A 21,908-nucleotide genomic window follows, 5' to 3' on the forward strand; every position below is an offset into this window, starting at 1 on the left:
AATATCATGGCTTGATCGGCCGGGACGATCGCGACTAGGTTGGCCAACTGGAGGATTCTCATGGCGCTACGCCGAATTACCCGGGCGAAGCCCACCCTGGAGCAATTCCAGGAAAAGTGCGTAGCGGTTTTCCGTCCGGAATTGCGCAAAAACAAAATATTAGAGCGTTTCCGCGTTTCCGTGAAAAACGGAAACGCTCTGGTCGTGCTGCTGGCGCTGGCCGGTTGTGTTTCGCAGCCGGGCAAACCCGGCCCGAATGCCAGCACCGCGCAGGGGCAGCTGATCGCAGCCGCCTCCGCCGCACCGAATGCGCCGAGCTCCCAAACCGCGACCACGCTGGTCGAAAAAGATACGCCACAGCCGCGCATGGCGACCTATAACTGCGCCGATGGTGGCAGGATGACCGTGGAAAACATCGGCACGGCGATCCGCGTCATGGGCTCCGATGGCGTCAATGAAGAACTGCCTGCGGTGCCGGCAGGCCAGAACAGCCGCTTCGGCATTAACCATGACGCGATCGTGATCGACGGGCGCGAAGCACTGGTCATGAAAGCCAACGCAACCCCGGTCGCCTGCCGGCGCTGATCCTTTCGGGCGGCATCCGATAGGCCAGTCGGGTAGTGGCATTCGCAGTCGCGAGGAAGTTCAATCGGTTAAAGGCGGCGGCACCGCTATTCGTCAGACTAAATGACTTTTCCGAAACGATTTTCTGGCTTTGACGCGGTGCAAAAAGCGTTTTAGAACGCCGCTGTCCATAGTCGCATTCCGAAGCGTTGATGCCGCGTTTGCATCGCCGTGACGGGTGCCGAACGGGGAAGCCATGAGCCACTCACCAGCCACCCGCGACAGACCGCTTTCGCCGCATCTCACGATCTACCGGCCAGCGATCACCATGACGATGTCGATCGTGCACCGCATTACCGGCGGTGCGCTGTATTTCGGCACGTTGCTGGTCGCCTGGTGGCTGACGGCAGCGGCCGGTCCGCAGTCCTATTTCGAGTTCGTCAACGCCGTCTTCGGCTCCTGGTTTGGCCAGCTGGTGCTGCTTGGCTACACGTGGGCGCTGATGCATCACATGCTTGGCGGCATCCGCCATTTCGTATGGGACACCGGCGCGGGCCTGGAAAAACACACCGCGTCGAAGATCGCATGGGCGACACTGGTCGGCTCGGCGATCCTGACGATCCTGATCTGGGTCGTCGGCTACATGGTCCGGGGAGGCTGAGCGATGAGCGCGAACAAAACCAACATGCGTACGCCGCTCGGCAAGGTGCGCGGCCTTGGTTCGGCGCATGAAGGCACAATGCATTTCTGGCGCCAGCGCCTGACGGCGGTCGCCAACGTCCCGTTGCTGCTGTTCTTCGTCGGCTTCCTCATCGTCAACAACGGCGCATCCTATGAGGAAGTCCGCGCGGCTCTCGCCAACCCCTTCGTTTCGCTGGTTATGATCCTGGTGCTGATTTCCGGGCTCGTGCACATGCGGCTCGGCATGCAGGTCATCATCGAGGACTATGTCACCAGCGAAGGCAGAAAGCTGACGCTGCTGATCCTCAACACTTTCTTCACAGTCGCGGTCGGCGTGGTTTCGATCTTCGCCCTGCTCAAACTGGCATTCGGAGGCTGACGCTTTGGCCAAGGACGCAAAAAGCGGCAGCGTTGGCTCCGCCTATACCTATGTGGACCACAAGTTCGACGTGGTGATCGTCGGCGCCGGTGGCGCCGGTCTGCGTGCCACGCTCGGCATGGCCGAGCAGGGCCTTCGCACGGCCTGCATCACCAAGGTCTTCCCGACCCGCTCGCACACGGTGGCGGCGCAGGGCGGCATCGCCGCTTCGCTGCAGAACATGGGTCCAGACAGCTGGCAGTGGCATCTCTATGACACCGTCAAGGGTTCGGACTGGCTCGGCGACGTCGATGCCATGGAATATATGGTTCGCGAGGCACCCGCCGCAGTCTATGAACTCGAGCACTATGGCGTGCCGTTCTCGCGGACCGAGGAAGGCAAGATCTACCAGCGCCCGTTCGGCGGGCATATGATGAACTACGGCGACGGTCCGCCCGTGCAGCGCACCTGCGCGGCGGCTGACCGCACCGGCCACGCCATCCTGCACACGCTCTATGGCCAGTCGCTGAAGAACAACGCGCAGTTCTTCATCGAATATTTCGCGCTCGACCTGATCATGGACGATGACGGCACCTGCACCGGTGTCGTTGCCTGGAACCTCGACGACGGCACCATCCATCGCTTCTCCGCCAAGATGGTGGTGCTGGCGACCGGCGGCTACGGCCGCGCCTATCTGTCGGCTACCTCGGCGCACACCTGCACCGGTGACGGCGGCGGCATGGCCGTGCGCGCCGGCCTGCCGTTGCAGGACATGGAGTTCGTGCAGTTCCATCCGACCGGCATTTACGGCGCAGGCTGCCTGATCACGGAGGGTGCACGCGGCGAGGGTGGCTATCTGGTCAACTCGGAAGGCGAACGCTTCATGGAGCGTTATGCGCCTTCGGCGAAGGATCTCGCCTCCCGCGACGTCGTTTCGCGCTGCATGACGCTGGAAATCCGCGAGGGGCGCGGCGTCGGCAAGCTGAAGGATCACATCTTCCTGCATCTCGACCATCTCGATCCGGCCGTTCTGCACGAACGCCTGCCGGGTATCTCGGAATCGGCCAAGATCTTCGCGGGCGTTGACGTGACGCGCGAGCCGATCCCGGTGCTGCCGACCGTGCACTACAATATGGGCGGCGTGCCGACCAATTATTGGGGCGAGGTGCTGAACCCGACGGCGAAAAACCAGGACCGGGTATCGCCAGGCCTGATGGCCGTTGGCGAGGCCGGCTGCGCTTCCGTGCATGGCGCCAATCGTCTCGGCTCCAACTCGCTGATCGATCTCGTGGTGTTCGGCCGTGCAGCCGCGATCCGCGCTGGCCAGGTGGTGGACCGCACCTCCGCCGTGCCGTCGGCCAATCCGAAGTCGCTCGAAAAGATCATGGATCGGTTCGACCGGCTCCGCCACGCCAATGGCGGTACACCGACAGCGGTACTGCGCGACAAGATGCAGCGTGCCATGCAGGAAGACGCTGCCGTGTTCCGCACGCAGGAGTCGCTGGAGCAGGGCTGCAAGCGCATCTCCGCCATCTGGGGCGAATTGAAGGATATCAAGGTCTTCGACCGCTCGATGATCTGGAATTCGGACCTGGTCGAGACGCTGGAGTTGGAAAACCTGATGGCCAACGCCATCGCCACCGTCTATGGCGCCGAGGCGCGCAAGGAAAGCCGCGGTGCGCATGCTCGGGAGGACTTCTCGGCGCGTGACGATGGCAACTGGCGCAAGCACACGCTGGCCAAGGTCAGCGAGGATGGCAAAGTAACTTTGACCTATCGCGGGGTGCACACCGAAACCACGCTGCCGCTGGACAAGGGCGGCATCGACCCGGCAAAGATCGCGCCAAAGGCGCGGGTTTACTGACGATGGGTGCGGCGCTGGCCACGGCTGGCTATTCCGGTACGCCGCTGGCGGCGAAGCTGGGGCTGAAGGACGGCATGCACGCCGCCTTCCTGGCCTTGCCGGAGCAGTTGGCGTGGCTGGGCGAAGCAGTCCGATTTGTCACGGTGAAGCATTTCGCCGCCTGGCGGGACATCGAGGCCGATGCAGGCTGCGATGTGGTGCATGCCTTCACCAGGCAACGCGACGAGGTCGAGGTGTCACTCACTCAGTTGCAGGCCGCGATCAAGCGTGACGGCATGATCTGGGTGTCTTGGCCGAAAAAGGCATCCAAGGTGCCGACCGATGTGACCGAGGACGTGATACGCGCCGAAGCGCTCAAGCTCGATCTGGTCGACGTCAAGGTCGCGGCAATCGATGAAATCTGGTCCGGGCTGAAGCTCGTCATCCGAAAGGACCGCAGGTAATGGTCGAACTCGCACTCCCCAAGAATTCGCAGGTCAAGCCGGGCAAGACCTGGCCGAAGCCGGAAGGCGCGACGAACCTGCGCGAATACCGCATCTACCGGTGGTCGCCGGACGACGACGAGAATCCGCGCATCGACACCTATTTCGTCGACATGGACGATTGCGGACCGATGGTTCTCGACGCGCTGCTCTACATCAAGAACAAGATCGACCCGACGCTGACGCTGCGCCGTTCCTGCCGCGAAGGCATCTGCGGCTCCTGCGCCATGAACATCGACGGCTCCAACACGCTGGCCTGCACCAAGGGCTGCGACGACATCTCCGGCGCTGTGAAGGTTTATCCGCTGCCGCATATGCCGGTGGTGAAGGATCTTGTTCCCGATCTCACCAATTTCTACGCCCAGCACCGCTCGATCGAGCCATGGCTGAAGACGGTTTCCCCGGAGCCGGCCAAGGAATGGCTGCAGAGCCATGAAGATCGCCAGAAGCTCGACGGGCTCTATGAGTGCATCCTGTGCGCCTGCTGCTCGACTTCGTGCCCGAGCTACTGGTGGAACGGCGATCGCTATCTCGGCCCGGCAACGCTGCTGCAGGCCTATCGCTGGCTGATCGATTCCAGAGACGAAGCCACGGGCGAGCGCCTGGACAATCTCGAGGATCCGTTCCGGCTCTATCGCTGCCACACCATCATGAACTGCGCGCAGACTTGCCCCAAGGGTTTGAACCCGGCCAAGGCGATCGCCGAGATCAAGAAGATGATGGTGGAGCGGCGAGTCTGAGGCGACAGCGCATATGACCGCAGAAGATCTTCCGCATCTCACACCGGCCGAGGCTCGTGTTCTCGGTTGCCTGATCGAGAAGAAAGAACTCACCCCCGACGTCTATCCGATGACGTCGAATGCGCTGGTGGCCGCCGCCAACCAGAAGACCTCGCGCGAGCCGGTGATGGCGCTGGAGATGGTCGAGATCATGCGTACGCTGAGCACGCTGCAGGCCAAAGGCCTGGTGCGCCAGCAATTCGCATCGCGTGTCGAGCGCTACGAGCATCAGATGGCGCAGAAGTTTTCGCTGACCCGCAATCAGAGTGCGCTGATCGGCCTGCTTCTGCTGCGCGGTCCGCAGACGGTGTACGAACTGCAGGCGCGCGCGGAGCGCATGGCCAATTTCGCTGATGCCGACGCCGTTCGCGGCGAGCTCGACATGCTGATCGGCCGCCGCCCGCCCCTGGTCAAGGAAATCGGGCGGGCCCCTGGCCAGCGCGAAGACCGTTTTGCACATCTGCTTTCCGGGGACGTCGAGGTCAGTGCCGTGATTGCGACCAGCCGTGCGCCCAGCATGGCGACCTCAGCCGTTTCGGAACTCGAGGAGCGTATCCGGCTTCTGGAAGAGGAAGTGGCGGCCCTCAAGGGCCGGCTCGATGCAGCAGGTGCCTAGGCGTGTCTGAGCCGCGCGCCGACGCTTCGACACACGTCAGTTTCAAGGTCGATATCGTCGTCATCGGCGCCGGACAGGCCGGCCTGTCTTCCGCCTACCACCTCGGCAAGCTGGGGCTGGCTATCGGTCGGCAATTCCTGGTGCTCGACAGCAACCCGACGCCCGGTGGTGCCTGGCAGCATCGCTGGCCCTCGCTGACGCTCAGCACCGTCAACCGGGTGCATGACTTGCCGGGCATGCAATTTTCCGAAGCTGTCGACACGGGAGACGGTGACGTCAGGGCTTCGGTCGCGGTGCCCGAATATTTCGCCAGCTACGAGCGCAAATTCAACCTGCCCGTCTACCGGCCTGTTACCGTTAAAGTCGTCTGCGATCGGTCCGGACGGCTGCGGATCGAGACAAACCGCGAGACGTTCTCGGCGCGCGGCATCATCAACGCTACGGGGACATGGGAAAATCCGGTCATCCCGGCCTATCCCGGCGCTGGCCTGTTCCGAGGGCAGCAGCTCCACACCCACGACTACCGCGGCGCCGAGGAGTTCGCGGGAAAGCACGTCGTCGTGGTCGGTGGTGGCATTTCGGCTTTGCAGCATCTCGACGAAATCTCGCAAGTGACCAGCACGACCTGGGTCACCCGTCGCGCGCCGCAGTTCCGGGAACAGCCCTTCACGCCGGAAGATGGCCGCGCTGCCGTTGCTGCGGTCGAAGACAGGGTCCGGCGTGGCCTGGTTCCCGGATCGGTGGTTTCCGTTACCGGCATTTCGCTAACCTCGGCCCTACGCGCCGCCCAAGGTCGTGGTGTCTTGAAGCGCCTGCCGATGTTCGACGAGATCACCGAAGACGGCGTTCGCTGGTCCGATGGAACCGAGCAGAAGGCGGACGTCATCCTCTGGGCAACGGGCTTCCGCAGCGCGCTCGATCACCTCGCGCCGCTGCAATTGCGCGAGGACAATGGCGGCATCGTCATGGCTGGCCGCCTGGCGACGCAGGTCCAGAAAGACCCGCGTATCCATCTGGTCGGCTACGGACCTTCGGCTTCCACCATTGGCGCCAATCGCGCCGGGGGTGCCGCTGCCCGCGAACTGACAACCTATCTCAGCCTCGCCTGACCTGAAGCCGGTAGCCCTCTGACATGCCCTGATTTCAGTGGCGAGATGTGTCAGCAGCAACAAGTCGCGCTCTTGAACCGGCTACCGGTGCTCCCTCTATAAGGGTCTTGGCAAATACACGCCGCGCCGGCACGTCTGCCGCCGAGGGCGATGGAGGGGTAAATGCCGGATCAGAAAGCGACACGCCGGGAATGGATCGGGCTGGTGGCACTTGCTCTGCCTTGCCTGCTTTACACGATGGATTTGACAGTGCTCAATCTGGCCGTGCCGCATCTGGTCGCGGACCTGAAGCCGAGTGCCGTGCAGTTGCTGTGGATCGTCGATATCTATGGCTTCCTGATCGCCGGTTCGCTGATCACCATGGGCACGCTCGGCGACCGCATCGGCCGACGCAAGGTATTGCTGGCCGGTGCCGTCCTCTTCGGCATTGCCTCGGTGATTGCCGCTTTTTCGACCTCGGCCGAAATGTTGATCGCGGCGCGCGCGCTTCTGGGCATTGCCGGCGCCACGCTGGCGCCATCGACGCTTTCGCTCATTCGCAACATGTTCCATGACGCCGGTGAGCGCACCTTCGCCATTTCGATCTGGGCGACCAGCTACTCGGTGGGCGCCGCCATCGGGCCACTGCTTGGTGGCGCGCTGCTCGAGTATTTCTGGTGGGGCTCGGTGTTCCTGCTGGCGGTTCCGGTCATGGTGCTGCTTCTGATCGTCGGGCCGATCCTGCTGCCCGAATACCGCGACCCCGGCGCCGGTCGGCTCGACGTCACCAGCGCGGCGCTTTCGCTGGTTGCTGTGCTGGCCATGGTCTACGGCCTGAAACAGATCGCTTCCGACGGCCTCGCCTGGCTGCCGGTCGCGGCGATCCTGGCGGGGCTCGCCATCGGTGCGGCCTTCGTGGCGCGGCAGCGCCGCCTTGCCGATCCTCTGCTCGATCTCAGCCTGTTTCGCTCGCGTCCATTCAGTGCTGCGCTGATCGTGAATGTCGTTGCTTGTTTCGTGGCGTTCGGGTCCTTCGTCTTCACGGCCCAATATCTGCAGCTGGTGATCGGGTTGTCGCCGCTGAAGGCAGGCTTGTGGACATTGCCATCGTCCGTCGGGTTCGTCGTTTCGTCGATGATGAGTTCATGGATCGTTGCGCGCATTCCGGCGCCGCGCGTCATTGCGGCTGGCCTGGCTCTCGCGGCGCTAGCCTTCCTGTTGCTCACCCAGATCGGCAACGGTCATCCGCTGACGATGGTGGTCGCCTCGACCATCGTCATGTCGCTGGGACTCGGTCTTGTCTTTACGCTGACCACCGATCTGATCGTGGGCGCAGCACCACCTGAACGTGCAGGTGCTGCCGGCGCGCTTTCGGAAACCGGTGCGGAATTCGGCGGTGTGCTTGGCATTGCCGTGCTCGGCAGCATTGGCATGGCGATCTATCGCGGGGCGATGGTGAGCGGAATACCGGTCGGTGTGCCGGAAGAGGCTGCGGAGACAGCGCGCGATACGCTGGGCGGCGCGGTTGCGATTGCGCCGCAACTGCCAAGCGGGCTCGCCGATGCGTTGCTGGCCGTAGCCCGCAGCGCCTTCACCAGCAGCTTCGAGGTGACCGCGACGATCTCGACGGTGCTGACCGTTGTCGCGGCTGTCGTGATGCTGTTGATGTTCCGCAAGGATGGCCCGAGCAAGCCATCCGACGAGCCGCAATCGGCCGCTTTGCAAAAGGCCGCATAGCCCGGAGGACCAACACGGCCCCGCCGGTTCAGGCGAGCTTTGCGTCCAGGCCAACCTTGATGGCGCCGAGCGCGCGCGAAACCGGGCATTCCGCCTTGGCCTTGGCGGCCAGTTCCTGGAATTTGGCGTCGTCGATGCCGGGAACGTCGGCAACCAGCGTGAGGTTGCTCTCGGTGATGCCGGTGCCGGGGATGAGTTTCACCGCAGCCTTCGCGTCCAGCTTGGCGGCCGGCGTGCCATTCTCGGCCAGGAAATGCGAGAGCTGCATGGCGTAGCAACCGGCGTGAGCGGCCGCGATCAGTTCCTCAGGGTTGGTGCCGGATTTGCCGCTTTCGTCCTCGAAGCGCATCTTGAACGAATAGGGCGTGCCCTTGAGTGCGCCGCTCTGGGTGTCGATCGTGCCGCCACCTTCCTTGAGGTTGCCTTTCCAGACGGCTGTTGCGGTGCGATCCATGGTCTTTCTCCTGCTGGGACTTGAGAGGCACGACTATAACGCCGCAAGCTGACAAGACCACAACATCCTTGCCCGTCGGATACGCCCGTAAACATTGGCCAGGAATGTCGGTCATGCGCGGGCTGGGCCGTCCTTGGGTTGGCGCCGTATCGGTGCGCACCACAATGGGGACATGAACGATGAAATATCTGTGTCTGGTCTACCACGAGGAAGCAGCGCTGCGGGCGTTGTCCGCCGAAGCCTCCCGGAGACTCAATGCCGACTCGCTTGCCTACGACAAGGTGCTGGAAAACAGCAGCCATCTGATCGCCGCCGAGGCGTTGCAATCGGTGAAGACGGCAAAGGTGGTGCGCAAGCGCAAGGGCAGGATATTGGTCACAGACGGTCCATTCGCCGAAACCAAGGAACAATTGCTGGGCTTCATCCTGGTCGAAGCGGACGATCTCGAAAAAGCGCTGGCGCTCGCCGCCGAGATCCCCTTGGCGGAGATGGGCATGATCGAGGTGCGCGCTATCTACGACATTGCACAGCCTTAGCGCGGCAAGGCATCGATCCTAGGCCGCGGGCGGCTGGCAGACATCGACCCACTCGGCGCCGACGAGCGCCGCCATGCGCTCGGGAGCAAGCCGCACGGCGGCATTTGTGGCGCCGGCAGCTGGGACCACTTCATCAAAAGCCTTCAGCGAAACATCGCAATACACCGGCAATGGCGATGGCAGGCCGAAGGCGCAAACGCCGCCAATCGGATGGCTGGTCAGCGCCACGACCTCATCGGCCTCCAGCATGCGTGCCTTGCCGCCGAAGCGGTCCTTGAACTTGCGGTTGTCGAGGCGTGCGGTGCCAGCGGCAACCACCAGCATCGCCGTGTCGCCGACCCGCAGGCAAATCGTCTTGGCGATCTGGTCGGGCGCCACGCCATGGGCCTCGGCCGCCAGCGCCACCGTTGCCGAACTTGCTTCGGTGACAATGACATCGATATCGGGGGCTTTGGCGGCGAAAAAGGCGCGGACGGAATCGAGGCTCATGCCGGAACCATAGGGATGGCCTGGCGGGCAGGCAACCGGAGTGCTTCCGTGTCGTAGCGGCCAGCCACGATATCGATTGGTCCTGAGACCTGAGGCCTATATCGCTTCGCCTTTCAGCAGGCGCGGCGTTCCATCGGCCAGGCCAGAAGCCTGCCGGATGAAGAAATCCTTCAGGCGGGGCATGCGTTCGACAAGGCCGAGGCCGATATCGCGCACCGCGCGCAGCGGCGCGATGTCGTTGGAAAACAGCCGGTTCAGCACATCGGTGGTGACGCCCATCTGCATGGTGTCGAACCGGCGCCATTGCTGGTAGCGTTCGAGGACATCGAGTGCGCCGATATCCTGGCCAAGCCGGTCGGCCTCGACGATCACCTCGGCGAGCGCGGCAACATCCTTGAAGCCGAGATTGAGTCCCTGTCCTGCGATCGGATGGATGCCGTGAGCGGCATCACCTGCCAACGCGAGGCGCTGCGCAACGAAGGCGCGAGCAAGCGTCAGCCCCAGCGGCCAGGCGCGCGGTTTGTCCACGGCACGGATTTCGCCGAGCTTCAGCCCGAAGCGCTGTTCCAGCTCCATCTCGAAAACGAGGTCGTCGCCACCGACGAGCTTGTCGGCGTCCTTGGTGCGCTCCACCCAAACAATGGAGGAGCGATTGGTGCCGTCCTTGTCCGGTTTCAGCGGCAAGGTGGCGAAAGGTCCCGCCGGGAGGAAATGCTCCTCGGCGCGGCCGTTGTGCGGCCGTTCATGCGCGACGGTGCAGACGATGCCGGACTGGCCGTATTCCCACCGCACCGTCTTGATGCCGGCCATGTCGCGGAGCCTGGAGTTGACGCCATCGGCGGCGATCAACAGGCGTGCAAGCAGGGTGGCGCCGTCGGCCAGATGAACGGTCAGGCCGGTGGTGCTGGTGTCGAAGGACTGCACGGCGACGCCTTCGATCAGGTCGATGCCCAGCCGCTCGGCCTGGCGGCGCAGCGCGCCGTTGAGATCGCGGTTGGCGACCATGTGGGCAAAAGGTTCGCCGGGGGCGACCTCGCCGTCGAAGGTGAGGAAGGTCGGGCGCACCGGATCCGCCGTGCGCGAATCGGTGATGATCATTTCGGTGATCGCCTGCGCCTGCGGCGCGATCTCGGCCCAGACGCCGAGCTGGTCGAGCATGCGGCAGGCCGCGGCGGCTATTGCCGAGGCGCGGCCGTCCTTCTGCCAGATGCCGGCCGGAGCGGCATCGACGACGGCAATGCGCAGGCTGGGCCGAGCCTGCTTGAGCGAAACGGCGGCGGCGAGGCCGACATAGCCCGCGCCGGCAACCAGCACGTCGAGCCGCGTGCTTTCCAGTGCTTCCTGCGCTTGTTTCGTTGCCATTCCAGCTGCCTTTCCCACCTGGGCGTTCCAGGGTATGCCCGCTTTATGCCTTGACTGCCCGTCGCCGCTGTCCGAAACCGCGCCGACAATTGCGAGGAACGGCCGCATGACGCAAGCCATGAACGAACTTCTTGGCATTCTCGACCTGGAGAAGCTGGAAGACAACCTGTTCCGAGGTCGCAGCCCCCAGACAGACTGGCAGCGTGTTTTCGGAGGCCAGACGATCGCGCAGGCGCTGGTGGCGGCGCAGCGTACCGTTGAACCGGACCGGCATGTGCATTCGCTGCATGGCTATTTCATGCGGCCGGGCGACACCAAGCTGCCGATCATCTACGAGGTCGATCGTATTCGTGATGGTTCGTCCTTCACCACGCGGCGCGTGGTGGCGGTCCAGCACGGCCACGCTATCTTCTCGCTGGAAGCCTCATTCCAGCTGGATGAAGGCGGCCTCGAACACCAGATCCCGATGCCGCTCGATGTGCCGGAGCCGGACACGCTGATGACGCAGCGCGACCTGCTTGAGAAGTTCGGCGAAGCGGTGCCGGAAGGAATCAAGCGCTACTGGCAGCGTGAGCGGCCGATCGAGATGCGCCCGATCATGCTCAAGCACTACACCAGCCGCGAGCAACTGGAGCCGAAACAGAACATCTGGATCCGTACGACCGGACCCGTTCCGAACGATCGCGCATTGCAAGCCGCCGTTCTGGCCTATCTGTCGGACATGACCTTGCTCGATACCTCGACCTTCGCACACGGCCGGGCCATCTTCGATCGCGATATCCAGGCGGCCAGTCTCGATCATTCGATGTGGTTCCACCGCAGCCACCCGATCGACGACTGGATCCTCTACGCGCAGGACAGCCCATCGACACAGGGCGCTCGTGGTTTCACGCGAGGCTCGCTGTTTGCGCGTGACGGGACGCTGATTGCCTCCGTGGCGCAGGAAGGGCTGATCCGCCTGAAACGATCGCCTTCAGAATAGGCATTCAATACTTTTTGCCTAATTTATAGGCATTAATCGTACGCGCCAAACGCGACCGGTTTGGCTGTGACGACCCCAATTCTTTTGTTTTCAATATGTTAGATATCCGTTTCGGCATTTGGCACGGAGCTTGAATTGCCATGGGCACTCGCCGGCCCATGTCGAGGCCGGTGATGTCGCGTGGAACGCGGGGACGCAACGAACAAAGGGCGAATCCTGATGAAAATCGTGATGGCCATCATCAAGCCGTTCAAGCTCGACGAGGTGCGCGAAGCGCTCACCGCCGTCGGCATCCAGGGTCTGACCGTCACCGAAGTCAAAGGCTACGGGCGTCAGAAGGGGCATACCGAAATCTATCGCGGAGCGGAGTACGCCGTCTCCTTCCTTCCCAAGATCAAGATCGAGGTCGCCGTTTCGACCGACCTCGTCGACCGGGCCATCGAGGCGATCACCAGCGCCGCCAAGACCGGCCAGATCGGCGACGGCAAGGTCTTCGTCTTCGGCATCGACCAGGCCGTGCGTATCCGCACCGGCGAAACAGACACCGACGCGCTGTGAGCGGGTCACGCATCGTTATGGAGAGATCGATGAACAATCTTCCTAGCCTGAAGAGGGCGGCAATGCCGCTGGCCGCGCTGGCCGGCCTGCTTGCCGCAACCGTTGCCTATGCGCAGGAAGCGGCACCTGCCGCGCCCGCCCCCACGCTCGACACCGGCAACACCGCCTGGATGCTGACCTCCACGGCGTTGGTGCTGATGATGACCATTCCGGGTCTCGCCCTGTTCTATGCCGGCATGGTGCGCAAGAAGAACCTGCTGGCCACGGTAATGCAGAGCTTCGCGATCTGCTGTCTGGTCACCGTGCTGTGGTTCGTGGCGGGCTATTCGCTGGCATTCTCGGATGGCGGTTCGCTCAACGCCTATGTCGGCGGCTTCTCGAAAGTCCTGTTCCAGGGCATCACGGTCTCGTCATTGTGGGCACCGGGTGTCGCCAACATCCCTGAGTATGTTTTCGCGATGTTCCAGATGACCTTCGCGATCATCACGCCGGCGCTGATCGCCGGCGCATTCGCCGAACGCATGAAGTTCTCGGCACTGCTGCTGTTCAGCGGCTTATGGCTTCTGGTCGTCTACGCGCCGGTCGCCCATTGGGTATGGGGCGGCGGTTTCCTTGGCTCCGCCGGCGTGCTCGACTTTGCCGGTGGCACGGTGGTGCACATCAATGCCGGTGTCGCGGGCCTCGTCTGCGCGCTGGTGTTGGGCAAGCGTGAGGGCTACGGCTCGGTCAACATGGCGCCCTACAACCTCGTTTATGCGGTGATCGGCGCCGCGCTGCTGTGGGTGGGCTGGTTTGGTTTCAATGCCGGTTCAGAGCTCGCTGCCGACGGTCTTGCCGGTGCCGCCATGGTCAACACGCAGGTCGCTGCCGCTGCAGCCGGCCTCGCCTGGATGTTCACCGAATGGCTGGTTGCCAAGAAGCCGTCGGTGCTCGGCATCATCTCCGGCGTCGTTGCCGGCCTCGTCGCGGTGACACCGGCTTCCGGCTTCGTCAATCCGACCGGTGCCTTCCTCATCGGTATCGCCGCGGGCATCGTCTGCTATTTCGCGGCCGTAAAGCTCAAGCATGCCCTGGGCTATGACGACTCGCTCGATGCCTTCGGCGTGCATGGTGTCGGTGGCATCGTCGGCGCGCTGCTCACCGGCGTCTTCGCCGACCCTGCCATCAACGCGCTCGGCAAGGATGCCTCGGTGCTCAAGCAGCTCTACGGCATCGTCTTCACCATCGTCTGGGCCGCGGTCGCCACCTTCGTCATCCTCTATGTGGTCAAGGCGTTGGTCGGCCTGCGTCCGAGCAAGCAGGAAGAGATCGAAGGGCTGGACGTAACCCAGCATGGCGAGGTGGTTCAGTAAACGTCACATCGCGGTGGCTTCGTCCGCCTGACAAAATCATCCCGTCGTGGGCCGCTGCGAACGCGCTCACGTCACTTGGGCCCGGAGCGATCCGGGCCCTTTTTTGTGTCGTGTAGGCATGGTGTCACCAAAGATCCTGCCTTGCCCCGCATAGTTAATGCCGCCTTAACCATCGCCTCGATAGTCTGGGTTCCGAATCTGCCGGAGTGCGTCCTGCGTCCGGCCCAGGCAACGACAGACGGGGAAATTCATGCGTTCAGGGGCATCGGCACCGCTCGCGATGACTGGCACCGGGCACGGCTTCCAGGCGTTCCTGCGCCGCCAGGCCGGCCGGCTTGTCGGCGGTGCGCTGTTTGTTTTCGTCGCTTTCGGCGTGGCCGCGCTGGCGACGTGGAACGTTGCTGATCCGTCCTTCTCGCATGCCACCGACAATCCGGTGACCAACGCGATGGGATATCCCGGCGCGGTATTCTCCGACCTTGCCACCCAGTTCTTTGGCCTCTCCGCCGTTGCCGCGCTGGTCCCGGCGGTGATCTGGGGCTTCCTGCTGTTCTCCGCCCGCGGTGTCGACAAGATGCCGCGCCGCGGCATTTCGTGGTCTGGCTTCGCCCTGCTTGCCGCAGCCATGGCCGGTTGCGTCGTGCCGCCCAAGACCTGGCCGTTGCCAAGCGGTCTGGGTGGTGTCTTCGGCGACATGGTGCTGAAGGTGCCGGGGATCTTCCTTGGTGGCTATCCGACTGGTGTCGCCGCAAGCGTCGTTGCCGTCCTGCTGGCCGCGCCCGCGCTGTGGCTGTTTGCCTATGGCGCTGCCCTGATTTCCCGCACCAACGGCTTTGCCGTCATGGATGAACCAGAGCCGAAGCGTCGCGAGAAGGAAGAAGACCGCGACGCCATCCTGTTCGAGAACGACGAGGACGACGACGACAATGGCGGGTTGCTGGCGCTTGGCGCCGTCACCCACTGGTGGCTGTCGTTCCGTGCCTGGCTCCATCGCCGTGCCGTCGCGCGCCGGCGCGAAGAGGAAGGCGAATTCGACTTCGCCGAAATGCCGTCGCGCGAAAGCGCCTGGCGCCGCGCGGCCGAACGCGTGGAATCGGCCGAACTTGCCGAAGCCCGCATGAGCTCAAGCGGCCGCGCCCGAGTCGAACCCGAGTTCTTTGCGGCGATGGTCAAGGAACGCCACCCGTCGGTCGATCCAGCAGCGGCACCGTTCCAGACGGATGATTTCGACGATGGCGATTTCGGCGGAGCCGATTTCGAACGCGACGAAGACGATTATCTGCACGACCAGCCGGTGGCGTCGCCGCGTGCGCAAGCCGGATCCAACACTCAGGTGCGCAATTTCCGCTCCGATGCCGCAACGCGCGTCGAGGCGCCGGCCCCTCGGCCGACGCAGGGCGCACGTGTCCAGCGCGAGGCCCAGACCTCGCTGATCGCTTCCAGCAGTTTCGAGATGCCGTCGCTGCATTTCCTGTCCGAACCGAAGAGCGTGGCCCGCGATCCAAGCCTGTCGAAGGATGCGCTGGAACAGAATGCCCGCCTGCTGGAAGGTGTGCTCGAGGACTTCGGGGTCAAGGGCGAGATCATCCATGTCCGGCCCGGTCCGGTGGTCACGCTTTACGAACTGGAGCCGGCGCCCGGCATCAAGTCGAGCCGGGTCATCGGCCTGGCGGACGATATCGCCCGTTCGATGAGCGCGATCGCCGCACGCGTCGCCGTCGTGCCCGGCCGCAACGCCATCGGCATCGAATTGCCCAACGCCAAGCGCGAGATGGTCTATCTGCGCGAGATCCTGGCCAGCCGCGACTTCGAAGAAAGCAAGGCCAAGCTCGCGCTTGCTCTCGGCAAGACCATCAACGGCGAGCCCGTCATCGTTGACATCGCCAAGATGCCGCACGTTCTGGTCGCCGGTACCACGGGTTCGGGTAAATCGGTTGCCATCAACACCATGATCCTGTCGCTGCTCTATCGGCTGAAGCCGGAGGAATGCCGCCTGATCATGATCGATCCGAAGATGCTGGAACTCTCCGTCTATGACGGCATTCCGCATCTGCTCACGCCTGTCGTCACCGATCCCAAGAAGGCCGTCGTCGCGCTGAAATGGACGGTGCGCGAGATGGAGGATCGCTACCGCAAGATGTCCAAGGTCGGCGTGCGCAACATTGACGGCTTCAACCAGCGCGTCGCCCAGGCCGACAAGAAGGGCGAAAAGATCTCGCGGACCGTCCAGACCGGTTTCGATCGCCAGACCGGCGAGGCGATCTATGAGACCGAGGATCTCGATCTCGAGCCGATGCCCTATATCGTCGTCATCATCGACGAAATGGCCGACCTGATGATGGTTGCCGGCAAGGATATCGAAGGCGCCGTGCAGCGTCTTGCGCAAATGGCGCGCGCGGCCGGCATCCACGTCATCATGGCGACGCAGCGTCCGTCGGTCGACGTCATCACCGGCACGATCAAGGCCAATTTCCCGACCCGTATCTCGTTCCAGGTGACGTCGAAGATCGACTCGCGCACCATTCTCGGTGAACAGGGTGCCGAACAGCTGCTCGGCATGGGCGACATGCTCTACATGGCCGGCGGCGGCCGCATCCAGCGCGTGCACGGTCCGTTCGTGGCCGACGATGAAGTCGAGAAGGTGGTGCAGCACCTCAAGTTGCAGGGCGTGCCGGAATATCTCGATGCGATCACCGAAGACGACGAGGACGGCGATGACGAACCGTCGGGTCGCGGCGGCTCCGGTGGCGGCAACAGCAATCTCGATGATTCCGACGACCCATACGACCAGGCCGTGGCGGTGGTGCTGCGCGACGGCAAGGCTTCGACCAGCTACATCCAGCGTCGTCTCGGCATAGGCTACAACCGCGCGGCCTCGATCATCGAGCGGATGGAGCAGGAAGGCATCGTCGGCGCAGCCAATCACGCAGGCAAGCGCGAGATCCTGGTGCCGACGGAAGAAGACAAGTTCTGACAGCAGGGACGGTCAAACTAAAGCCCAACTGAGGGTTCACCACCTGTCCGGAACAACGATACGAGAGTGAGCGGCATGAAAGACGATCTCTTCGCAGCGACAACCGGTCTCGCCCTGACGCGGCGGCGGTTGCTCGGGCTTGGCCTGATGGTGGCGGGTGCCGCCGCGGCCAATGCCGTGCCGGTCTTCATGCCCGTGGCTGCTGCCCAGGCCAGTGTCCCGCCTGCCGCACAGAAGATCGCCGATCACTTCTCGGCCGTGAAGTCGATGACGGGCGAATTCGTGCAGTTTGGACCGAAAGGCGAGCAGACCGGCGGCAAGTTCTTCCTGGAACGTCCGGGCAAGATCCGATTCAACTATGACGGCGCCAACAATTTCAAGGTTATCTCGGACGGCGAATCGGTGGTTCTGCTCAACAAGAAGCTGCAGACGTCCGATCTCTATCCGCTTTCCAAGACACCGCTGAAGCTCCTGCTCGAAGACCGGATCGACCTGTCCGGCGACCGCGTGAAGACCGTGAAGGAAGAAGAAGACCTCACCACGATCAAGCTGTCGGACAAGCAGGTGTTCGGCAATTCGACCATCACCATGATGTTCGATCCGAAGACCTATGAGCTGCGCCAGTGGACGATCACCGACGCGCAGGGCAAGGACACGACGGTGATGATTTTCAACACACGGGAAGGCGTTTCCTTCGCGCCGGACACGTTCAAGATCGACTACACCGCCAACCGCGAGCTCAACACCAAAGGCAGCAATCGCTAGGCAAGCATTTGCTCGTATCCGGGCACGACCTCCGCGCTTGAGCGTCGTCCTCCGCAAAATGAGCAAAGCCGGCCCCGCGACCACTCGCAATGTCCACATGAAAGGTGGGCATTCGGGGATTGTTGCGCGGGCGACTTGTCTTTGCTTGTCGGGGCTGGCAGGTTCCGCGCCAATCTTTTCTCTATGATGCCTTGGCTTGGGCCCGCCGGCTTGACGGGCACGGGTTCGGAACACGCATGGCTTTCACCCTGGCAACCTGGAACATCAACTCGGTCCGGCTGCGCATGCCGCTGGTCGAACAGCTGGTCGACGAACGCAATCCCGACATCATCTGCCTGCAGGAAACCAAATGTCCGGACGAGCTGTTTCCGGTGAATGCGTTCCGCAAGCTCGGCTATGAGCACATCGCCATCCACGGACAGAAAGGCTACCACGGTGTCGCCACCGTTTCGCGGCGGCCGATCGAGATCGTGGAAAAGCGCCGCTTCTGCGAGATCGAGGATAGCCGGCATATTTCGGTGCGTTTCGAAGCCGGCGACAAGAAGATCGTGCTGCACAATTTCTACGTGCCGGCCGGCGGTGACGAGCCCGATCCGGCGATCAATCCGAAATTCCGGCACAAGCTCGATTTCGTGCAAGAGATGAACAATGTCCGCGCCGACGAAAACGACGGAGTGGGCTCAATCCTGGTCGGGGATCTCAACATCGCGCCGCTCGAACACGACGTCTGGTCGCACAAGCAGCTGCTCAACGTCGTCAGCCATACACCGGTCGAGACCGAAAGCTTCGAAGCCATGCGCAGGCAAGGTGCCTGGGCCGACCTGATGCGCCTGAATGTGCCCGCTGATCAGAAGATCTATACGTGGTGGAGCTATCGCGCCGCCGACTGGCAGGCGTCGGATCGCGGCCGCCGGCTCGACCATATCTGGTCCTCGAACAACCTGGTGCCCGCTTTCACGGGGTATGAAATCCTGCGCACGGCGCGTGGCTGGGAGCGCCCGTCCGACCACGTGCCGGTGATTGCCCGGTTCGATCTCTGATGCCAGAGGTCCTGGACGCTGACGCCTCCAGGATGATGCCTCAATCGCCGGCGCGGCCCATCCGGACCGCCAGAGAAAAACCAAAAAATTGGAGCGTTTCCGCTTTCCATAAACGGAAACGCTCCAGCTTACGCGCCAACAGGCGCGGCAAGAACACGGGCAATTGGCGTGCGCTGCACGGTCACTCAAGTGACCGCTGGTAAAGAGGGCCTCTAGCCGTTGCCCGCGTGCCATTCGGGGCGTAGCAACGACATTACAAGCTCGTCGCGATATTCGCCGTCGAAATAGGCGCTGCCACGTGAAATGCCCTCGGCTTGGAAACCGATCGCCTCATACATGCGCCGGGCACGCAAATTGTCCGGAAACAGGCCGATGACGAGGCGATGGACATTGGTCTCCTGGAACGCGCGTGCCACGGCAGCGGCAAGCAGCCGCCGCCCCTGGCCCTGACCAGGACTGATGACGGCAACACGACGGACCAGCGTCGTGCGTTCGACCGCATTCCAGAACCGCAGCATGACGAAACCGATCGGCGTCGGGCCATCATAGCCGATGAAATAGGTGTGGCTGCCATCGACAAAGGCGTCGCGGTGCCGCTGTTCCTCCCAGCGGCCGACAAGCCGGTCATAACCATCCAGCCGCTCGGTCGCCATGATGAAGGGCAGATCGTCGACGCTGGCGCGAACAAGTTGAAAGGTCGCACTCATAGGGTGTCTCCGTCGGAGCGCACTGCGCTCTTTCCTTGCAGGTCCCTAGCCGCCGAAACGCGGTGCCAGCTCTTCGATCCGCTCGATCAGTGCCTGCAATTCCTCGACGATGCGCTGGTGCAATTGCACGGCAAGATCAGGGTATTCCTCGAGAATGCGACGGAACATCTTGCGATTGAGACGCAGAACCTGTGAATCGATCGCCGCGGAGGCGCTGGTCAGGCGTTTTGTGTCGGCAATCAAGGCCAGCTCGCCCAGGATCGCGCCAGGCCCCGCGGTGCTGATGACGACATGATTGCTGTCGGCTTCACGGTAGAGGGCAATGCGGCCGCTGATTACGACGTAAGCCGAGTCGGCCTCGTCTTCTTCACGATAGAGCTTCCTGTCCGCCGGCAGCGAGGTGGTCTCGGCACCGAAGGCGAGCAGGCGCAGCTGCTCCGGCGCGAAGCCCTCGAAGAGCCCCACGGCGGACAGGATGCGGATGTCGTCATCCAGCGCCATCAGTTATGTCCCCGGACCGACAGGTCGTTCCCTCCGTTGCGCGACCCCACCCAAATCGCTATCCGGCCAACTACACTTAATTGACCAATAATATAGAGCCTTTAACAGAATCTGTTCGGACAGGGGAGCGGTTCGACAAAAGGCAGCGTGCCCATGGCGAAACGGCCGGGAAAATCCCGGCCGTTTGCAAACAGGTACATGTGCCTTGCCTCACGCCAAGACGAGAGGCTGGTCAGGGAACCAGCTTGTAGCCACCGCTTTCGGTGACAAGGATCGCCGCATTCGATGGGTCTTGCTCGATCTTCTGGCGCAGCCGGTAAACGTGGGTTTCCAGCGTGTGGGTCGTGACACCGGAATTGTAGCCCCAGACCTCCTCGAGCAGCACATCGCGCGTCACGACCTTCTGCTCGGCGCGATAGAGGTACTTGATGATGGAGGCTTCTTTTTCCGTCAGCCTCACCTTGCCGCCGCGCTGGTCGATCAGCAGCTTCTGGCTCGGCTTGAAGGTGTAAGGCCCAACGGTGAAGGTGGCATCCTCGCTCTGCTCGTGCTGGCGCAGCTGCGCCCGGATGCGTGCAAGCAGGACAGCGAAGCGGAACGGCTTGGTGACGTAGTCGTTGGCGCCGGCTTCCAGGCCGAGGATCGTGTCGGAATCCGTATCGTGCCCGGTCAGCATGATGATCGGCGCCTTGTAGCCGCCCTTGCGCAGGATTTTCACCGCTTCACGGCCATCCATGTCCGGCAGGCCGACGTCCATGATCAAAAGGTCGATCATGCCGTTGCGTGCCGTGGCGACGCCTTTCGCTGCACTGGTTTCCTGGAGGACGTCGAATTCCTCGTAGAGCGACAATTGCTCTGCCAGCGTGGTGCGGAGGTCTTCGTCGTCGTCGACAACAAGGATAGTGCGTGAAGTCATGGATCAATCCGTTGTTTCAAAACTACAAAATGATAGGTGTGTCGTCGACTGGCATCCGTGTATGCGGATGTTGTCGCCTTAAACAGCCGATCACGGTAATTTGTTCCATGTCACCATCATACCCGAAAAACCGTGTGCGCAATGCGGCGGGCCGATCCTTGCGCACAGGTCTTCGAACACTGGTCGTTCGGGCACGGCCGGGTGATGGCACCAAGGGGCTTCTGCAGGCCGGAAGGCTTGTGTTTCCCTGTGCCTTGGGCAAGGGCGGGATTTCGTCGGACAAGCGCGAAGGCGATGGCGCTACGCCGCTTGCGGCTATGCGCATCCTGTCGGGCTATTTTCGCAATGATCAGTTTTCCGGCGCCCGACGCACGCGGCTCGGGATGGCGCCCATCGGCCCGGATCTCGGCTGGTGTGAAGTGCCGGACGACCGCAACTACAACCGGCCGGTCAGGATCCCGTACGGCGCCAGCCATGAACGGATGAAGCGGGATGACCGGCTCTATGATGCCTGTCTGGTGCTTGACTGGAACATCCGGCCGCGCCGCCGCGGGCGCGGCAGCGCGATCTTCTTCCATCTGGCGCGGCCGGGCTTCACGCCGACGCAGGGTTGCGTCGCCGTCACCGCGCAGACCATGGCGCGGCTGCTGCCGCTGCTGTCGGACCGGACCGTGGTGAAGGTGGTGCGCTGAGCGCCCGTTCAACGCAATTCAGGAAAACGCTTTAGCGACGCCGCTGCTGCCGGGGCGCCTGCCAGCCGAGATCGAGCAGGCCAAGGCGCTGCGGCGCTTCGGTGACGGTACGGGCAACATCTTCCCGGCGCAGGCCGACGTCGCGCAGATAGGAGTCCGAAAGCGCTTCAGCGTTCTGCAGCGGCAGCGATGCGGCGACACGAGCTTGACGCAACCAATCGAACACGGGCTGAATGCGGCTCGGGCGCGGCAGGTGGGATTTCAGGACAATAGCGGACATGACCAGATTCTTTCAAAGCAGCGAAGCTTAAGCTGCGCTTGGCAATTTTTGACTGACCCCAGTATCTCGCATTGAAACACAAGGGGGAAACGAGTAGTTCTTGGGAGATCATCAAGGGGCGCTTGAAGATA

24 protein-coding genes are annotated in these 21,908 nt (G+C 62.8%); 17 read left to right on the forward strand and 7 right to left on the reverse strand.

Annotation, left to right across the window (positions count from 1 at the left end; translation table 11 throughout):
• Positions 1 to 180: 180 nt before the first annotated feature.
• The 9 genes from AC3WTO_RS12070 (at position 181) to AC3WTO_RS12110 (ending at position 8,169) form a co-directional block, all read left to right on the forward strand.
• Positions 181 to 585 carry a hypothetical protein gene (locus AC3WTO_RS12070; protein WP_492460982.1) on the forward strand — a complete coding sequence of 135 codons (405 nt, stop codon included), beginning with the start codon at positions 181 to 183 and terminating at the stop codon, positions 583 to 585.
• A 235-nt stretch (positions 586 to 820) separates the two neighbouring features.
• A complete protein-coding gene (gene sdhC / locus AC3WTO_RS12075) occupies positions 821 to 1,225 on the forward strand; it encodes a succinate dehydrogenase, cytochrome b556 subunit (RefSeq protein ID WP_492460983.1) in 405 nt (134 codons plus the stop codon).
• A gap of 3 nt (positions 1,226 to 1,228) precedes the next feature.
• The gene (sdhD, locus tag AC3WTO_RS12080) at positions 1,229 to 1,624 is read left to right on the forward strand and encodes a succinate dehydrogenase, hydrophobic membrane anchor protein (RefSeq protein WP_492460984.1); all 396 of its coding nucleotides are present in this window, start codon (positions 1,229 to 1,231) and stop codon (positions 1,622 to 1,624) included.
• Between the two features lie 4 nt (positions 1,625 to 1,628).
• Entirely contained in the window at positions 1,629 to 3,467 is a 1,839-nt protein-coding gene (gene sdhA, locus AC3WTO_RS12085; protein ID WP_492460985.1) for a succinate dehydrogenase flavoprotein subunit, read from the forward strand.
• 2 nt (positions 3,468 to 3,469) lie between these two features.
• A complete protein-coding gene (locus AC3WTO_RS12090) occupies positions 3,470 to 3,910 on the forward strand; it encodes a DUF3052 domain-containing protein (protein ID WP_492460986.1) in 441 nt (146 codons plus the stop codon).
• Positions 3,910 to 4,689: a succinate dehydrogenase iron-sulfur subunit gene (locus AC3WTO_RS12095; RefSeq protein WP_379065363.1), complete on the forward strand. Its 780-nt coding sequence runs from the start codon at positions 3,910 to 3,912 to the stop codon at positions 4,687 to 4,689. The genes AC3WTO_RS12090 and AC3WTO_RS12095 overlap by 1 nt, the downstream gene beginning before the upstream one ends.
• Before the next feature lie 13 nt (positions 4,690 to 4,702).
• Positions 4,703 to 5,344: a YceH family protein gene (locus tag AC3WTO_RS12100; RefSeq protein WP_492460987.1), complete on the forward strand. Its 642-nt coding sequence runs from the start codon at positions 4,703 to 4,705 to the stop codon at positions 5,342 to 5,344.
• A 2-nt stretch (positions 5,345 to 5,346) separates the two neighbouring features.
• Complete coding sequence (locus tag AC3WTO_RS12105) at positions 5,347 to 6,453, forward strand: NAD(P)-binding domain-containing protein (RefSeq protein ID WP_492460988.1); 1,107 nt, start codon at positions 5,347 to 5,349, stop codon at positions 6,451 to 6,453.
• A gap of 162 nt (positions 6,454 to 6,615) precedes the next feature.
• Positions 6,616 to 8,169: an MFS transporter gene (locus tag AC3WTO_RS12110; RefSeq protein WP_492460989.1), complete on the forward strand. Its 1,554-nt coding sequence runs from the start codon at positions 6,616 to 6,618 to the stop codon at positions 8,167 to 8,169.
• 28 nt (positions 8,170 to 8,197) lie between these two features.
• Here AC3WTO_RS12110 and AC3WTO_RS12115 read toward each other — a convergent pair whose 3' ends face one another.
• Entirely contained in the window at positions 8,198 to 8,623 is a 426-nt protein-coding gene (locus AC3WTO_RS12115) for an OsmC family protein (RefSeq protein WP_492460990.1), read from the reverse strand.
• Positions 8,624 to 8,802: 179 nt separating this feature from the next.
• Between AC3WTO_RS12115 and AC3WTO_RS12120 the strand changes: the two genes are divergently transcribed.
• A complete protein-coding gene (locus AC3WTO_RS12120; RefSeq protein ID WP_492460991.1) occupies positions 8,803 to 9,159 on the forward strand; it encodes a YciI family protein in 357 nt (118 codons plus the stop codon).
• 18 nt (positions 9,160 to 9,177) lie between these two features.
• Here the strand turns inward: AC3WTO_RS12120 and AC3WTO_RS12125 are convergent, their stop codons facing one another.
• Positions 9,178 to 9,648, reverse strand: coding sequence for a YbaK/EbsC family protein (locus AC3WTO_RS12125; RefSeq protein ID WP_492460992.1), 471 nt, complete (start codon positions 9,646 to 9,648; stop codon positions 9,178 to 9,180).
• A gap of 96 nt (positions 9,649 to 9,744) precedes the next feature.
• A complete protein-coding gene (locus tag AC3WTO_RS12130; protein ID WP_492460993.1) occupies positions 9,745 to 11,010 on the reverse strand; it encodes a ubiquinone biosynthesis hydroxylase in 1,266 nt (421 codons plus the stop codon).
• Positions 11,011 to 11,116: 106 nt separating this feature from the next.
• Here AC3WTO_RS12130 and tesB point away from each other — a divergent pair, with 106 nt between their 5' ends.
• The 6 genes from tesB (at position 11,117) to AC3WTO_RS12160 (ending at position 18,681) form a co-directional block, all read left to right on the forward strand.
• Positions 11,117 to 11,992 (forward strand): acyl-CoA thioesterase II, encoded by an 876-nt coding sequence (gene tesB / locus AC3WTO_RS12135; RefSeq protein WP_492460994.1) that lies wholly within the window; start codon positions 11,117 to 11,119, stop codon positions 11,990 to 11,992.
• Between the two features lie 219 nt (positions 11,993 to 12,211).
• On the forward strand, positions 12,212 to 12,550 hold the full coding sequence (locus tag AC3WTO_RS12140; protein WP_492460995.1) for a P-II family nitrogen regulator: 339 nt from the start codon (positions 12,212 to 12,214) through the stop codon (positions 12,548 to 12,550).
• A 29-nt stretch (positions 12,551 to 12,579) separates the two neighbouring features.
• Positions 12,580 to 13,902: an ammonium transporter gene (locus tag AC3WTO_RS12145; protein WP_492460996.1), complete on the forward strand. Its 1,323-nt coding sequence runs from the start codon at positions 12,580 to 12,582 to the stop codon at positions 13,900 to 13,902.
• A 250-nt stretch (positions 13,903 to 14,152) separates the two neighbouring features.
• Entirely contained in the window at positions 14,153 to 16,876 is a 2,724-nt protein-coding gene (locus tag AC3WTO_RS12150) for a DNA translocase FtsK (RefSeq protein WP_492460997.1), read from the forward strand.
• Between the two features lie 75 nt (positions 16,877 to 16,951).
• Positions 16,952 to 17,641 carry an outer membrane lipoprotein carrier protein LolA gene (locus tag AC3WTO_RS12155; protein ID WP_492460998.1) on the forward strand — a complete coding sequence of 230 codons (690 nt, stop codon included), beginning with the start codon at positions 16,952 to 16,954 and terminating at the stop codon, positions 17,639 to 17,641.
• A gap of 236 nt (positions 17,642 to 17,877) precedes the next feature.
• On the forward strand, positions 17,878 to 18,681 hold the full coding sequence (locus AC3WTO_RS12160; protein WP_492460999.1) for an exodeoxyribonuclease III: 804 nt from the start codon (positions 17,878 to 17,880) through the stop codon (positions 18,679 to 18,681).
• Between the two features lie 212 nt (positions 18,682 to 18,893).
• Here AC3WTO_RS12160 and AC3WTO_RS12165 read toward each other — a convergent pair whose 3' ends face one another.
• From AC3WTO_RS12165 to AC3WTO_RS12175, 3 genes are all read right to left on the reverse strand, one after another.
• On the reverse strand, positions 18,894 to 19,388 hold the full coding sequence (locus AC3WTO_RS12165) for a GNAT family N-acetyltransferase (RefSeq protein WP_492461000.1): 495 nt from the start codon (positions 19,386 to 19,388) through the stop codon (positions 18,894 to 18,896).
• Between the two features lie 45 nt (positions 19,389 to 19,433).
• Positions 19,434 to 19,889, reverse strand: a complete 456-nt coding sequence (locus AC3WTO_RS12170; protein WP_492461001.1) for a cyclic nucleotide-binding domain-containing protein — start codon at positions 19,887 to 19,889, stop codon at positions 19,434 to 19,436.
• Positions 19,890 to 20,121: 232 nt separating this feature from the next.
• Positions 20,122 to 20,805, reverse strand: coding sequence for a response regulator transcription factor (locus AC3WTO_RS12175; RefSeq protein WP_492461002.1), 684 nt, complete (start codon positions 20,803 to 20,805; stop codon positions 20,122 to 20,124).
• Positions 20,806 to 20,912: 107 nt separating this feature from the next.
• Here AC3WTO_RS12175 and AC3WTO_RS12180 point away from each other — a divergent pair, with 107 nt between their 5' ends.
• Positions 20,913 to 21,497, forward strand: coding sequence for a L,D-transpeptidase family protein (locus AC3WTO_RS12180; protein WP_492461526.1), 585 nt, complete (start codon positions 20,913 to 20,915; stop codon positions 21,495 to 21,497).
• Between the two features lie 31 nt (positions 21,498 to 21,528).
• On the opposite strand, the gene AC3WTO_RS12185 is transcribed toward AC3WTO_RS12180, so the two are convergent.
• Entirely contained in the window at positions 21,529 to 21,777 is a 249-nt protein-coding gene (locus AC3WTO_RS12185; protein ID WP_492461003.1) for a hypothetical protein, read from the reverse strand.
• Between the last annotated feature and the right edge of the window lie 131 nt (positions 21,778 to 21,908).

Source organism: Mesorhizobium sp. EU05-FHT14A09 (assembly GCF_058790995.1).